Raw genomic sequence first — 13,914 nt, forward strand, 5'->3', positions numbered from 1 at the left:
GTCACGCTCCCTTCTTCGCGCGGCGCTCGGCCGGCTGGGTCACCCGGTCCAGCATCAGACCCAGGCAGACGATGGCGGCACCGGCCACCAGTCCGGTCGCGAGGTCGCCCTGGGCCAGGCCGAAGGCGACGTTGTAGCCGAGGGCGCCGCCGCCGACCAGGCCGCCGATGATGACCACGGCCAGCACCAGGACCACGCCCTGGTTGACGGCGAGCAGCAACGCCCGCCGGGCGAGCGGGAGTTGCACCTGCCACAGCTGCTGCCGGCCGGTCGCGCCGAGTGAGCGCGCCGACTCCAGCGCGGCCGGGTCGACCTGGCGCAGCCCCTGCGCGGTGATCCGTACGACGGCCGGGAGGGCGTAGACCACGGCGGCGGCCACGGCGGGCGCCCGGCCGACGCCGAACAGCGCCACGACCGGGATCAGGTAGACGAACTGCGGCATCGTCTGGAGGACGTCCAGGACCGGGCGCAGGACGCGTTCGACGCGGTCGCTGCGGGCGGCGGCGATGCCGGTCGCGAAGCCCAGCACCAGGGTGACGGCCACGGCCGCCAGCACCTGGGAGAGGGTGTCGAGCGAGGGCTCCCACACCCCGAGCACGCCGATCGCGGCCATGGCGAGGACGGCGGTCAGCGCGGTGCGCCAGGTGCCGATCAGCCAGGCCAGGGCGGCGACGATCAGCAGCACCGACCACCAGGGCAGCCACTGGAGTCCGTCGCGGACCGGGTCGAGCACCCAGGTGGTGAAGTGCCCCGCCCAGTCGGCCGTGCCGCCGACGACCGGGACGCCGGAGTAGAGGTGGCCGGTCATCCAGTCGACGGCGCGGTTGACCGGCTCGGCGATGTGCAGGGTCAGGCCGGCGGGCCAGTCCAGGGCGCCGAGGAGGCGGGCGGCCAGGGCGAGCGCCACGGTGACGGCGAGGACGTAGAGCCGGCCGATGGTCCTGGGGCGGGTACCGCCGTCGCCCGCCGCCGCGGTCACCCGGTCGAGGACGATCGCGAGCAGCACGATCGGGAGGCCGGCCGCCAGGGCGGCGCCCACGTCCACCGAGGCGAGGGCCTGGTAGACGCGGTCGCCGAGACCGCCGGCGCCGATGACCGAGGCGATCACGGCCATGGACAGCGCCATCATGATCGTCTGGTTGAGGCCGAGCAGCAGCTCGCTGCGGGCCAGCGGGATCCGGGCGGTCAGCAGCCGCTGCCGGCGGGTGGCGCCGAGCGACTCCACGGCCTCCAGGACCTCGGGGTCGGCGCCGCGCAGGCCGAGGGCGGTGAGGCGGGCCATCGGCGGGGCGGCGTAGACGACGGTGGCGAGGACGGCCGCGGGGACGCCGATGCCGAAGACCAGGACGACGGGGAGCAGGTAGGCGAAGGCCGGGAGCACCTGCATGGTGTCCAGGACCGGGCGCAGCGCGCGGTGCAGGCGCTCGGAGAGGCCGCCCGCGAGGCCGAGGAGCGCGCCGACGAGCACGGAGGCCAGGACGGCCACGACCATCAGCGCGAGGGTCTGCATGGTCGGCACCCACATGCCGAGGGCACCGCAGGTCAGCAGCGCGACCGCGGTACCGGCGGCGAGCCGGGGCCCGGCCAGGCGCCAGGCGAGGAGGGCGGTGAACGCGGTGACACCGGTCCAGCCCGCGGCGAGCAGGGTGAGGTAGACGGCGCGGACGGAGAGGACGACCGCGTTGCTGACGTACCCGAAGAAGTAGAGGAAGAGGGGGTGGGTGTCGCGGTTGTCGACGACCCAGTTGCTGGCCGCGGCCAGGGGCTTGTCCAGGTGGACCGTGAGGTGCTGCGGCCAGGAGCCGCCGTGCAGGAGGGGGAGGAGTACGGCGGTGAGGAGGGCGAGCAGGAGGAGTTTGCCCGCGGTACGGCTCTTCAGGACCCGGGGTGCGGCCGGGGCGGTCGGAAGACTGAGCGTTGCCATCAGACGGCCTCCGGGGTGCGCGGAGTGGGCACGCGCGGATCCACCCCGGCCACGACGTCCAGCAGCCGTTCGTGGTCCACGGTTCCCACGCACTTGCCGTCCGCGAGCACGCAGGCCGGAGTGCCGAGGGTGGCCACCGTCCTGATCGCGTCCGCGACCACCGCGTCCGGAGCCAGCGCGCCCGGGTGCTCGGAGCCGCCGCAGCCGCCCCACTTCATCGCCGTACGGACCGTCAGCACCTGCTCGCGCGGGACGTCGCGGACGAACTCGCGGACGTAGTCGTCGGCCGGGGAGCCGACGATCTCCTCCGGGGTGCCCAGCTGGACCACCCGGCCGTCGCGCATCAGGGCGATCCGGTCGCCCAGCTTCAGCGCCTCACTGAGGTCGTGGGTGATGAAGACCATCGTGCGGCCCTCCTCGCGGTGCAGCCGGACCACCTCCTCCTGCATGTCGCGCCGGATGAGGGGGTCGAGGGCGCTGAACGGCTCGTCGAAGAGCAGCACCTCGGGGTCGACGGCCAGGGCGCGGGCCAGGCCGACGCGCTGGCGCTGGCCGCCGGACAGCTGGCCCGGGCGGCGCTGCTCCATGCCCTCCAGGCCCACCTTGGCGACGAACTCGGCGGCGCGCTCGCGCCGTTCGGCCTTCGCCACGCCCTGGATCTCCAGGCCGTAGGCGACGTTGTCCAGGACCGTGCGGTGCGGCAGCAGGCCGAAGTGCTGGAAGACCATCGCGGCGCGGTGGCGGCGCAGTTCGCGCAGCCGGGCGCGGTCCATCGCGCGGACGTCCTCGCCGTCGATGGCGATCGCGCCGGCGGTGGGTTCGATGAGCCGGGTCAGACAGCGCACCAGGGTGGACTTGCCGGAGCCGGACAGGCCCATCACCACGAAGACCTCGCCCTTGCGGACGTCGAAGGAGACATCGCGGACGGCGGCGGTGCAGCCGGTGCGGGCGCGCAGCCCGGCGGGGTCGAGGGCGGCCAGCTCGGGGTCGGCGGGGACGCGCTCGGGCCGGGGGCCGAAGACCTTCCACAGGCCGGAGACGGAGAAGACGGGGGTACTACTCATCACGCACCGCCCCCGATCAGCTCGGCGGCTTTCTCCCCGACCATGAGCACCCCGATCATCGGGTTCACGGCGGTCATGGTCGGGAAGACGGAGGCGTCGGCGATCCGGATGCCGGACAGGCCACGGATCCGCAACTCCGGGTCCACCACGGCGAGTTCGTCGTCCACTGCGCCCATCTTGCAGGTGCCCGCCGGGTGGTAGACGGTGTGCGCCACCTTGCGGGCGTACTCGCTGAGTTCGGCGTCGCCGACGATCTCCGGGCCGGGGCACACCTCGCGCTTGAGCCAGCCGGCCAGCGGTTCGGACCGGGCGATCTCGCGGGCGATGCGGATGCCGTCGACCAGGGTCCGGCCGTCGTAGTCGTCCTCGTCGGTGAAGTAGCGGAAGTCCAGGGCGGGCTTGACCGAGGGGTCGGGGCTGGTCAGGTAGAGGCGGCCGCGGCTCTTCGGCTTGGGGATGTTCGGGGTCATCGAGACGCCGTACGCCGGGCGCTCGTAGCCGAGGCGCTCGGGGTTGTCCGTGAACGGGATCTGGTAGAAGTGGAACATCAGGTCGGGGCCCGCGTGTCCGGGGTCGCGGCGGACGAACAGGCCCGCGTCGGAGTCCATCGCGGAGTTCTCCGGGATCGGCCCGTGGGTCTCCCAGACGATGACCGACTCGGGGTGGTCGAGCAGGTTCTCGCCGACGCCCGGCAGGTCCTGTACGACGGGGATGCCGAGCGCCTCCAGATCCGCCCGCGGCCCGATGCCCGAGTGGAGCAGCAGCCGCGGCGAGTCGATGGCGCCGGCGCACAGCACGACCTCGCTCCGGGCCCGGATCAGCAGCTCCTCGCCGTCCTTGGTGCGCACCCGGACGCCCTCCGCGCGGCCCTGGTCGAACTCCAGCTTGTACGCCCAGGTCTCCAGCAGGAGCGTGAGGTTCGGGCGCTCGTCCAGCACCGGGTGGAGATAGGCCACCGAGGCGGAGGAGCGCTTGTTGTTCTCCGGGTGGTAGGCGAGGTCGAAGAAACCGACGCCCTCGGTGAACGGCTTGCGGTTGAAGCCCTCGACGCGGGGTACCCCGAGAGCGGACTGGGCGGCGTCGACGAAGTCGCGGGCGATGGCGTTCCGGTCCTTCTCGTCGACCGGGACGATGTTGTTCTTCAGACGGGCGAAGTAGGCCTCCATGGGGACGGCGCCCCAGCCCTTGGCGCCGGCGGCCTCCCACTCGTCCCAGTCGGAGGGCAGGGGCTTGAAGGCGATGAGGGTGTTGTGGGAGGAGCAGCCGCCGAGGACGCGGGCGCGGCTGTGCCGGATGTGGGAGTTGCCGCGTGGCTGCTCCACGGTGGGGTAGTCGTAGTCGAGTTCGCCGCCGAGCAGGCCCATCCAGCGGCGCAGGGTGAGGACGTCGTCGCGGCCGACGTCGCTGGGGCCGCCCTCGATGACAGCGACGGTGACCTCGGGGTTCTCGGTGAGGCGGGAGGCGATGACCGAGCCCGCGGTGCCGCCGCCGATGACGACGTAGTCGTAGATCTGGGTGTGCTGGGACATGGGAGGGGTACTCCAGGGTGGGGTCAGGCGTGGCGGGGTGTGGCTCAGCCGGCGAACCAGCGGACGGGCTTCGGGGCGAGGTTCTGGTAGACGTGCTTGGTCTCGCGGTACTCGGCGAGTCCGGTGGGGCCGAGTTCGCGGCCCACTCCGCTCTTCCCGAAGCCGCCCCACTCCGCCTGCGGCAGATAGGGGTGGAAGTCGTTGATCCAGACGGTGCCGTGGCGCAGCCGGGCCGCGACCCGGCGGGCCCTGGAGGTGTCGGCGCTCCACACGGCGCCGGCCAGGCCGTACTCCGTGTCGTTGGCGAGGCGGACGGCCTCCTCCTCGGTGCGGAAGGTCTCGACGGTGAGCACCGGGCCGAAGACCTCCTCGCGGACGACCTTCATCTCGCGGTGGCAGTGGTCGAGGACGGTCGGCTCGTAGAAGTAGCCGGTGGCGGGGCGGGTGGCGTCCGGCTCCGGGCGCTTGCCGCCGGTGCGCAGGACCGCGCCCTCGGCGAGGGCGGAGGCGACGTACGACTCCACCTTGGCGCGCTGCTGCTCCGAGACCAGCGGGCCGCACTCGACGCCCGGTTCGGTGCCCCGGCCGAGCCGGATCCGGCCGGCCCTGCGGGCGAGTTCGGCGACGAAGCGGTCCCGGACGGACTCCTCCACGATGAGGCGCCCGCCGGCCGAGCAGACCTGGCCGCTGTGGATGAAGGCCGCGTTGAGGGCCTGGTCGACGGCGGTGTCGAAGCCCTCGTCCGTGGCGCAGGCGTCGGCGAAGACCACGTTGGGGTTCTTGCCGCCGAGTTCGAGGGCGACCTTCTTCACGGTCGGGGCGGCGGCCTGGGCGACCTTGACCCCGCTGACCAGGCCGCCGGTGAAGGACACCAGGTCGACATCGGGGTGTTCGGCGAGCCGGGCGCCGACGGTGTGGCCGGGTCCGGTGACGAGGTTGGCGACGCCGGCCGGCAGCCCGGCCTCGACCAGCAGCTCCAGCAGCGCGATGGTGGTCATCGGGGTGATCTCGCTGGGCTTGACCACGAAGGTGTTGCCGGCGGCGAGCGCCGGGGCGATCTTCCAGCTGGCCTGGAGGAGGGGGTAGTTCCAGGGGGTGATCAGCGCGCAGACACCGACCGGCTCGTGCACCACGGTGCTGTGGATGTCCGGTGAGCCGGCGTCGACCACCCGGCCGGGGGCCTCGGCGGCGACCAGGTCGGCGAAGTAGCGGAAGGCGTCGGCGACACAGTCGATGTCGACCCGGCCCTCCTCGGCGGTCTTGCCCGCGTCCCGGCTCTCCAGCAGGCCGAGCGTCTCGCGGTCGCGTACGAGGAGATCGGCGACGCGGCGCAGCAGGGCGGCGCGGTCGGCGACCGGGGTGCGGGGCCAGGGCCCGTGGTCGAAGGCCTGGCGTGCGGCGGCCACGGCACGCTCGGCGTCCTTCTCGTCGCCCTCGGCGACCACGGCGAACGGCCGGGCGTCCGCCGGGTCGAGGATCTCCCGGGTCGCCCCGGAGATCGCTTCCAGCCACTCGCCTCCGGCGTGAATGGTCGCCTGGGCCTGTCGTTCCGTTCTGTCCGCCATGATCGGTGTTGCCTTCCGTTCCTGTTCGGTTCCCCTCGGTCACACGTGTGACCCCTCGGGGACCGTGGCCGCCTGCCCCAGCCCACAGAACGGCATGCGGAATCGGTGACCGAAAGTGTGCGGCGTCACGGAAAAACAGGAAGAAAAGCTGAGAAAACGGACACGTCTGGGCGGGAAGCAGTCGCCGGTACGTAGGCCACGAGCCCGCACGGCCAGGCCGTACGGGCTCGAAGTGCTGCCGGAGGCGGCGCGGGTCAGATGAGGCCGAGGCCGCGCACCGCGTCGCGCTCCTCCACCAGCTCCTGCACCGACGCGTCGATCCGCGCCCGCGAGAACTCGTTGATGTCCAGGCCCTGGACGATCTCGTACTTACCGTCCTTGCAGGTGACCGGGAAGGAGGAGATCAGGCCCTCCGGGACGCCGTAGGAGCCGTCCGACGGGATGCCCATGGAGGTCCAGTCGCCCTCGGCGGTGCCGTTGACCCAGGTGTACACGTGGTCGATCGCGGCGTTGGCGGCGGAGGCGGCCGACGAGGCACCGCGGGCCTCGATGATCGCGGCACCGCGCTTGGCGACGGTCGGAATGAACTCGTCGGCCAGCCACTTCTCGTCGTTCACCGTCTCGGCGGCGTTCTTGCCGGCGACGGTGGCGTGGAAGATGTCCGGGTACTGGGTGGCGGAGTGGTTGCCCCAGATCGTCACGCGCTTGATGTCGGCGACCGACGAACCGGTCTTCTTCGCGAGCTGGGTGACGGCGCGGTTGTGGTCCAGACGGGTCATCGCGGTGAAGCGCTCGGCCGGGACGTCCGGCGCGGCGGCCTGCGCGATGAGCGCGTTGGTGTTGGCCGGGTTGCCGACGACGAGGACCTTGATGTCGTCCGCGGCGTGGTCGTTGATGGCCTTGCCCTGCGGCTTGAAGATGCCGCCGTTGGCCTCCAGCAGGTCACCGCGCTCCATGCCCTTGGTCCGCGGCCGGGCGCCCACCAGCAGGGCTACGTTGGCGCCGTCGAAGGCGACGTTCGGGTCGTCCGTGATGTCGATGCCCTGGAGCAGCGGGAAGGCGCAGTCGTCCAGCTCCATGGCGGTGCCCTCGGCGGCCTTGAGCGCCGGGGTGATCTCCAGCAGGCGCAGCTTGACCGGCACGTCCGCGCCGAGCAGCTGGCCGGAGGCGATGCGGAAGAGCAGGGCGTAACCGATCTGGCCGGCCGCGCCGGTGACGGTGACGTTCACGGGAGTGCGGGTCATGGCGTTCTCCGTATGACAGCTGGCGGTGGGGCGTCACTGCCCCGGGCGGATGATCGATCTCTTGGCGTCAAGAGAGATCCAGCGGTCAGGCTATCGCGCATCCGGCATGCGAGACGTCCGGGGCGGTGTGGATCAGCCCACAGGCTCGGGGCGGAGGAGGCCGGGCGGCATGGAAAAGGCGGCCGCCCGTCCGGGAGAGGTAGGGACGGAGGCGGCCGCCGTTGGGGGTACCGGCTCACCGGACTCCCGTGGGGGGATACGGTTCGCGTGCCCCGGATCCGGCCGTCCATGCCTACGGATCCCGGGAATTCACCCGGATGCGCCCCCGGGCCGCTCCCCTCCCCCCGCATCGTCCTATTTCGTACAGCCCGTACGGCCGGAGGCGAGAGCGGCGCACGCGGTCGCCTCACCGGCGGACCGTACGGCGACCATCGGCGTGTAGGCGATCGCGTCGCCGGCGGCGGTGATCCGCCCGGTCTCCCGGAGCCTGCCCGCGGAGATCCGGACCTGGTCGCCCTGGGTGGCGCCGGTGATCCGGCCCCAGGCCGCACCGCAGGCCTTGCTGTAGCGGACCTCCAGGACCGTGGAGCCGACGGCGGCGCTCCTGGCGGTGATCACCAGGTCGCCGGTGCAGCCCATGGCCTCCGGGTCCTTGCCGGTGCAGGCGGCGCCGGCGCACTTGACGCCGGGCGGTGCGCTGACCTGCGTACGGGCGCTGGGGGCGGGCGACTTGGCGGTGTGCGCGTTCTTCGGGCCGCCGCCGTGGTCGGTGAAGAAGAAGACGGCGGCGATCACGGCGAGCGTGCCGACCAGGCCCGCGAGGAACATCGTCAGCCGCTGCCGGCGCTCGGCCCCTTCGGCGGCGGGCCGGGCGGCACCGGGAACGTCGGCGACCCCACCGGGAACACGGGCACCTGGAACACCGGCGCCGGGTACACCCGCGCCCGCGGCCGGGCGGGCAGTGGCTTTGGACGGCCCCCGGTATCCGGCCACTCCCCAGGAGTTGCCGCCCGAGCCGGCCCTGTCCGCCGGACCCGCCCCGCGGCCCCCGCCCTCCCGCGCCCCGGCGTCGGCCCCGGCCCTGGCGTCGGCGGCGGCGTCGGCATCGGCGGCCGTCGGCTGCGTCGGAATGGCCGGCGAGACGCCCGCCGGGCCGGCGACCCCCGGGAACGCGGTGGCGCCGCCGCGCGGACGGGCGGGCGGCCCGCCGGTCGCCTCCGCCGCCCCGAAGTCCCCGAGCGCCGCGCGGGCCTGGGAGATCCGGATCGCCTCCATGGTCCGGTCGTGCCGCATCTCCGACCGGCTCCAGGCGCGCTCGGCCAGCTCCCACATGGTGGTCAGATGGACCGGGCTGGTGCCGGTGACCTCCGCGAGCGCGACGATCGCCCCCTTGGGCGCGAGCAGCCGGCCGCCGAGATAGCGCTCCCAGGACGTCTTGCTGTAGCCCGTGCAGTCGGCCAGTGCCGCGATGCTCATGCCGCTGCGGTCGACGAGCCGCCGCAACTGGCTGGTGAACTCCTTGATCTGCGGATCCAGATCGTCCGGCAGGTCTTTCCAACGAGGCATCGCCACCCCCCACTTCCCCCGCTCAGTGCTACCCACAGAGATGTGTTGCCTAAGGATCCCAGTTCCCGGAGCGGGGGCGCACGGGAGCACGGGTCGCCTCGCTTCTGCACCCGGTGCTACGAGGTCTTCACACCGCAAATGGCACGGGCTGACGGAAGTGACGGAGCACGGACACCGTGGCGGAACGGTCACTTCCGTGCCACAGCGGGCGGACAGGCGTTGAACAGGCACTTCATGGCAGGGAAGGCTGACGGAGGACGGCGGTCCGTCCCTCTCGGGGGAGGGGACGGGCCGCCGTACCCGCGCCATGCGCTATCTGCTGATCGTGAAGTGCAGGGTGTCCTTCAGGAACGGGATCTGGAGCCACGGGCTGGGCTGGGCCATCATCGCGAGCAGGACGATCGCGAGGCCGAGGATCCCGTAGGTGGCGATGTCCGTGAAGCGGGAGCGGACGGCGAGCATGCCGACGCTGGGCAGCGTCCACCGCATCACCGCACCGGCCAGCAGGGCGGCGCCGATCAGCAGGGTGCCGACCCGGAACACGTCGAGCGCGGTCACCAGCAGCCCGATCGCCACCAGCCCGGTCACGGTGAGCATCGGCCACTGCCGCGCCGGGGCCGGGGCGGCACCGCCCGCGGCGCGTCCGCCGCCCTCGGGCCGCGCGGTGTCCCTGGTGATCCGCGGGAAGCGCCGGGTGGCGCGGGCGTCGCGCGCGGCCCGGCCGGCCGGCGCACCGGCCGCACCGTCGGCCGGCCGCCCCGCCGCCTGCTCAGCCGACACGGCGCTCCGCCGCCTCGACCACGTTGACCAGCAGCTGCGCCCGGGTCATCGGGCCCACTCCGCCGGGGTTCGGGGAGATCCAGCCGGCCACCTCGACGACGTCCGGGTGGACGTCACCCATGATCTTGCCCTCGGCGTTGCGGGACACACCGACGTCCAGGACGGCCGCGCCCGGCTTGACGTCCTCGGCGCGGATCAGGTGCGGGGAGCCGGCGGCCGCGATGACGATGTCGGCCCGCTTCAGATGGGCGGACAGATCACGGGTGCCGGTGTGGCACTGGGTCACGGTGGCGTTCTCGCTGCGCCGGGTGAGCAGCAGCGGCATCGGCCGGCCGATGGTCACGCCACGCCCCACGACCACGACCTCCGCACCCTTGATCTCGACGCCGTGGGCGCGCAGCAGGGAGATGATGCCGTTGGGGGTGCAGGGCAGCGGCGCGGGCTCGTTGAGGACGAGCCGGCCGAGGTTCATGGGGTGCAGACCGTCGGCGTCCTTGGCCGGGTCCATCAGCTCCAGGATCCGGTTCTCGTCGATGCCCTTGGGCAGCGGCAGCTGGACGATGTAGCCGGTGCAGGCCGGGTCCTCGTTCAGCTCACGGACGACCGCCTCGATCTCCTCCTGGGTGGCGGTGGCCGGCAGCTCGCGCTGGATGGAGGCGATGCCCACCTGCGCGCAGTCGCGGTGCTTGCCGGCGACGTACTTCTGGCTGCCGGGGTCGTCCCCGACCAGGATCGTGCCGAGGCCGGGCGTGACGCCCTTCTCCTTCAGCGCCGCCACGCGGGCGGTCAGATCGGACTTGATCGCGGCTGCGGTGGCCTTGCCATCGAGAATCTGGGCGGTCATGACCCCATCCTCGCGGATGACGGCCCCCCGGTTCCAATCCGGGTCCCCGAGGGCCGTACCCCCTGCCCGGCCGGGTGCCCGGACGATGTTGCACTTGCACAACTCCCCGGGCACCCGGCTGGACAAGCGACTATCCGGTCAAGAACGATGAGCAGAACAGTGCAGCGGGCAGCTCAACGGGGGGACGGACCGCATCTGTAGAACTCTCCTCCGTGCAGTGCCGCGCCTCGTCCCCGCACTTTGACCAACGGAGGAACACCGCCATGAGCTTCGGCGACCCGAACAACCCCTACGGGGCCCCGCAGGGCCAGCAGCCCGGCTACAGCTACCCGCAGCAGCCGCAGCAGCCCGGTTACGGCTACCCCGCCGCCCCCGCCTACCAGCAGCCCGGCTACCCGGGCGGCCCCATGGAGATGCCGGGGAGCGTGAAGGCGGCCCGGGTGTTCCTGTTCATCCTGGGCGGTTTCCAGGCGGTCGGCGGTGTGGTGATGTTCGCGGCCAGCGCCTGGTTCGCCAGCCGGTTCAAGGACCTCATGTCGTCCGAGAACAACGTCTCGTCGGCGGACGCGGACAAGGCCGCCAGCATCGGCGCGGGCGTGATCATCGTCTTCGGGGTGATCGTGCTCGCGTTCGCGCTCTGGGCGATCCTCACCGGCATGAAGTTCAGCAAGGGCCGGGGCGGCGTGCGCGTCTCCGCGATCATCTACGCCTCGCTCGTCACGCTGTTCAGCCTCCTCAGCCTGCTGGGCGCCAATGTCTTCGCGCTGCTCAGCCTGGTGCTCGGCATCCTGATCATCGTGTTCTGCGCCAACAGCAACGGCAGCTCCTGGTTCAACCGCCCGAACTACTGATCCGGCGCGCGGAACCGAACCCGCGCGCCCCGCGGAACGGTTCACGCCAATCCACCTCAAGGGCCGTGTCTCACCCGCTCAGGGGAGACACGGCCCTGGTGTGTTCGCCCTAGTCTGGCCCGGTAGCCGTCAGGCACCCGTCAGGCACGGGAGACGCACCTTGTACAGCATCATCGTCGTACCTCCGCCGACTCCGGAGGACCCACACCGGCGCGAGCGCCTCCGGCTGGCCCCCGGCGAGCGCCTCACCTTCGGCCGGGCGGCCGGCAACGACCTGACGATCCCGCACGACGGGGTCTCCCGCCGGGCCGGCGAGCTGGGCGCCCAGGGGGCGTTCTGGATACTGAGCAACCTCTCGGCACGGCAGACGTACGTCGTGGAGAACCCGGAGGGCGCCGGCGAGCACATCAAGGTCGGTCCCGGCCGGCTCGACGCACCGGTCCCGTTCGAGTTCTCCCGGATCGTGCTGCCCGCCGCCGGTGACCTGCTGGCGCTGGAGGTGTGGGCGCCGCGCCACGACTATCTGCGCGACGGGGCCGGGGCGGACGGCGACACCACCGCGCCCGCCTTCTCCGTCGACCGCACCACACGCTACTTCGCCGTCCTGGCCGCGCTGTGCGAACCGCGGCTGCGCGGCGACCCGCACGCCCCGCTGCCCACCGTCGACCAGGTCGTGGACCGGCTGCGCCCCGCCTGGCCGGCCGCCTCGCGCACCTCGGTGCAGTGGAACATCGACTACCTGGCCGTGAAGCTGCGCCTCAAACCCGGCCCCGAGGAGGCGGAGCAGGGGCCGCGGCTGAACGGCAAGAAGGAGTCCCTGGTCTCCCTCGCGCTCCGCTTCGACCTCGTACGGGAGGACGACCTGGCCGTCCTGGCCGGGACCGGTACGGCCGGCCGGGCACCCCGGTGACCGAGCCGTACGCCGTACCCGTGCCCCGGGGCTACCGGGTCGGCGTCTGGGAGGTGCGCGAGCCGATCGCGACGGGCGCCTTCGGCAGTGTCTACGTCGGCCGACGCGCCGGCGGCTCCCCGGAGCTGCCCCGCACCGCCGCCCTGAAGTTCCTGCCGACCGGCACCGGCACCCCGCGCCAGCTGACCCACCTGCGCGAACTCGTCGAGCGCGAGATCGCCCTGCTGGGCCGGCTCCGGCAACCCCGGCTGATCCGGATGTACGAGACCCTGGTCGTCGACGACCCGGACCACCCGGCGCTCGACGGCGCGACGGTCCTCGTCCTGGAACGCGCCGCGGGCTCCCTGGCCACCCTGCTCGCGGCCGAGCCCCGCCCGGCGGCCGGTCCCGCGCTGCTCGCCCAGATCTGCGCGGGCCTGACCCAGCTGCACCGCGCGGGCTGGGTGCACGGCGATCTGAAACCGGCCAACGTCCTGCTCATGCCGGACGGTTCGGCCCGGCTCGCCGACTTCAACATGGCCGCGGAACTCGAGGGCACCCACGCCTACACCCCCGCCTTCTCCACCCCCGACTACACCCCGCCCGAGCTGCTCTGGTCCGAGATCGGCGAACGCGGCCGCCGGATCCGCCCCTCCGCCGACGTCTGGGCGTACGGCGTCCTCGCCCACCTGGTGCTGACCGGCTCCTTCCCACTCCCCGGCGGCACCCCGTCGGCCCGCCGGGACGCGGCCGTCGCCTACGCCCGCGGCACCGACGAACTCCGTCTGTCCCCCGAACTCCCCACCGTATGGCGGGACGTCATCCGCGACTGCCTGGCCCGCACCCACGCCACCCGCGTCACCACACAGGCCCTGTCCCGCCGGGTGGCAGCCGCCTCCGGTACGACCCCCACCCCCCGCCTGTGCCGCCGTTCCCGCATCGCCCTGGCCGCGGTGTCGGCCACCCTCACCGCCACGCTGGCCTGGACCTGGGCCGCCCGGCCGGACGCCGCCCCCGGCCACCACGGCCCCACCCCGACCGCCCTCGCCTCCTACGGCTCGGCGGAACTCCGCACCGACAGGGGCGTCCCCGTCGCCTACCGCAAACTCATCGTGGACGCCGCGCACTTCTGCTCCCGGCGCGCGGTCACCCCCGCGCTGATCGCCGCGATGCTGAAGGCGGAGAGCGGCTTCGACCCGAACCTCTCCGACCCGGAGAACCAGGAGTTCGGCATCGCCCGCTGGACCCCGGGCGTGCTGCGCTGGTGGATGAACGACAACGGCATCCCCGCGCCCTCCACCCCGGCCCCGCCCCTCTCCCCCGCCCTCTCCATCCCCGCGATGGGCCGCTACCTCTGCTTCATCGACCCCCGCCTCAAGCCGGGCCTGCCCGGCGACAAGCGCCTGCTGATCGCCGCTGCCTACCGGACGTCGTACGCGAAAGTGAACGCCGCTCACGGAATCCCCCCTCGCTGGCGCGGCTACTGCACCCGGGTCGCCCACTACCTCAAGGAGTACACACCGCCGGCCACCAGCTGACCCTCAGACATCCGAGGTACCCCTCCCCCGGAACGGCTGCGACGCTGAAGCCACTTCGCCCCGCGGTGACCACGCCGGGGCGGAGCGACCGACACCGCACAACCGTTCACAAGGGGGAAC

11 protein-coding genes are annotated in these 13,914 nt (G+C 72.7%); 3 read left to right on the forward strand and 8 right to left on the reverse strand.

Annotated features, from left to right (window positions below; genetic code table 11):
- Position 1: 1 nt before the first annotated feature.
- The 8 genes from ACWCV9_RS20930 to ACWCV9_RS20965 form a co-directional block, all read right to left on the reverse strand.
- Positions 2-1,924 (reverse strand): ABC transporter permease, encoded by a 1,923-nt coding sequence (locus ACWCV9_RS20930; protein WP_450788556.1) that lies wholly within the window; start codon positions 1,922-1,924, stop codon positions 2-4.
- A complete protein-coding gene (locus ACWCV9_RS20935; protein ID WP_450788558.1) occupies positions 1,924-2,988 on the reverse strand; it encodes a quaternary amine ABC transporter ATP-binding protein in 1,065 nt (354 codons plus the stop codon). The genes ACWCV9_RS20930 and ACWCV9_RS20935 overlap by 1 nt, the downstream gene beginning before the upstream one ends.
- Complete coding sequence (locus ACWCV9_RS20940; RefSeq protein WP_450788560.1) at positions 2,988-4,517, reverse strand: GMC family oxidoreductase; 1,530 nt, start codon at positions 4,515-4,517, stop codon at positions 2,988-2,990. Before ACWCV9_RS20940 ends, ACWCV9_RS20935 begins: the two co-directional genes overlap by 1 nt.
- 44 nt (positions 4,518-4,561) lie before the next feature.
- Positions 4,562-6,082, reverse strand: a complete 1,521-nt coding sequence (locus tag ACWCV9_RS20945; protein ID WP_450788562.1) for an aldehyde dehydrogenase family protein — start codon at positions 6,080-6,082, stop codon at positions 4,562-4,564.
- A gap of 254 nt (positions 6,083-6,336) precedes the next feature.
- Positions 6,337-7,326, reverse strand: a complete 990-nt coding sequence (locus ACWCV9_RS20950) for a malate dehydrogenase (protein ID WP_450788564.1) — start codon at positions 7,324-7,326, stop codon at positions 6,337-6,339.
- Positions 7,327-7,680: 354 nt separating this feature from the next.
- Positions 7,681-8,892: a DUF2690 domain-containing protein gene (locus tag ACWCV9_RS20955; protein ID WP_450788565.1), complete on the reverse strand. Its 1,212-nt coding sequence runs from the start codon at positions 8,890-8,892 to the stop codon at positions 7,681-7,683.
- 312 nt (positions 8,893-9,204) lie between these two features.
- Entirely contained in the window at positions 9,205-9,672 is a 468-nt protein-coding gene (locus tag ACWCV9_RS20960) for a DUF3017 domain-containing protein (RefSeq protein ID WP_450788567.1), read from the reverse strand.
- Complete coding sequence (locus ACWCV9_RS20965) at positions 9,662-10,516, reverse strand: bifunctional methylenetetrahydrofolate dehydrogenase/methenyltetrahydrofolate cyclohydrolase (RefSeq protein ID WP_385843464.1); 855 nt, start codon at positions 10,514-10,516, stop codon at positions 9,662-9,664. The genes ACWCV9_RS20960 and ACWCV9_RS20965 overlap by 11 nt, the downstream gene beginning before the upstream one ends.
- Before the next feature lie 263 nt (positions 10,517-10,779).
- On the opposite strand from ACWCV9_RS20965, the gene ACWCV9_RS20970 reads away from it, so the two are divergent.
- From ACWCV9_RS20970 to ACWCV9_RS20980, 3 genes are all read left to right on the forward strand, one after another.
- On the forward strand, positions 10,780-11,367 hold the full coding sequence (locus ACWCV9_RS20970) for a hypothetical protein (protein WP_450788569.1): 588 nt from the start codon (positions 10,780-10,782) through the stop codon (positions 11,365-11,367).
- A gap of 160 nt (positions 11,368-11,527) precedes the next feature.
- Positions 11,528-12,277: an FHA domain-containing protein gene (locus tag ACWCV9_RS20975; protein ID WP_385843462.1), complete on the forward strand. Its 750-nt coding sequence runs from the start codon at positions 11,528-11,530 to the stop codon at positions 12,275-12,277.
- The gene (locus tag ACWCV9_RS20980; protein ID WP_450788571.1) at positions 12,274-13,794 is read left to right on the forward strand and encodes a protein kinase domain-containing protein; all 1,521 of its coding nucleotides are present in this window, start codon (positions 12,274-12,276) and stop codon (positions 13,792-13,794) included. The genes ACWCV9_RS20975 and ACWCV9_RS20980 overlap by 4 nt, the downstream gene beginning before the upstream one ends.
- Positions 13,795-13,914 lie beyond the last annotated feature (120 nt).

It is taken from the genome of Streptomyces sp. NPDC001606 (assembly GCF_053596835.1).

Bases quoted from the DNA above. Each gene is read 5' to 3' on its own strand.
- ACWCV9_RS20930 (WP_450788556.1), bottom strand. From the start codon at position 1,924: ATGGCAACGCTCAGTCTTCCGACCGCCCCGGCCGCACCCCGGGTCCTG.
- ACWCV9_RS20935 (WP_450788558.1), bottom strand. From the start codon at position 2,988: ATGAGTAGTACCCCCGTCTTCTCCGTCTCCGGCCTGTGGAAGGTCTTC.
- ACWCV9_RS20940 (WP_450788560.1), bottom strand. From the start codon at position 4,517: ATGTCCCAGCACACCCAGATCTACGACTACGTCGTCATCGGCGGCGGC.
- ACWCV9_RS20945 (WP_450788562.1), bottom strand. From the start codon at position 6,082: ATGGCGGACAGAACGGAACGACAGGCCCAGGCGACCATTCACGCCGGA.
- ACWCV9_RS20950 (WP_450788564.1), bottom strand. From the start codon at position 7,326: ATGACCCGCACTCCCGTGAACGTCACCGTCACCGGCGCGGCCGGCCAG.
- ACWCV9_RS20955 (WP_450788565.1), bottom strand. From the start codon at position 8,892: ATGCCTCGTTGGAAAGACCTGCCGGACGATCTGGATCCGCAGATCAAG.
- ACWCV9_RS20965 (WP_385843464.1), bottom strand. From the start codon at position 10,516: ATGACCGCCCAGATTCTCGATGGCAAGGCCACCGCAGCCGCGATCAAG.
- ACWCV9_RS20970 (WP_450788569.1), top strand. From the start codon at position 10,780: ATGAGCTTCGGCGACCCGAACAACCCCTACGGGGCCCCGCAGGGCCAG.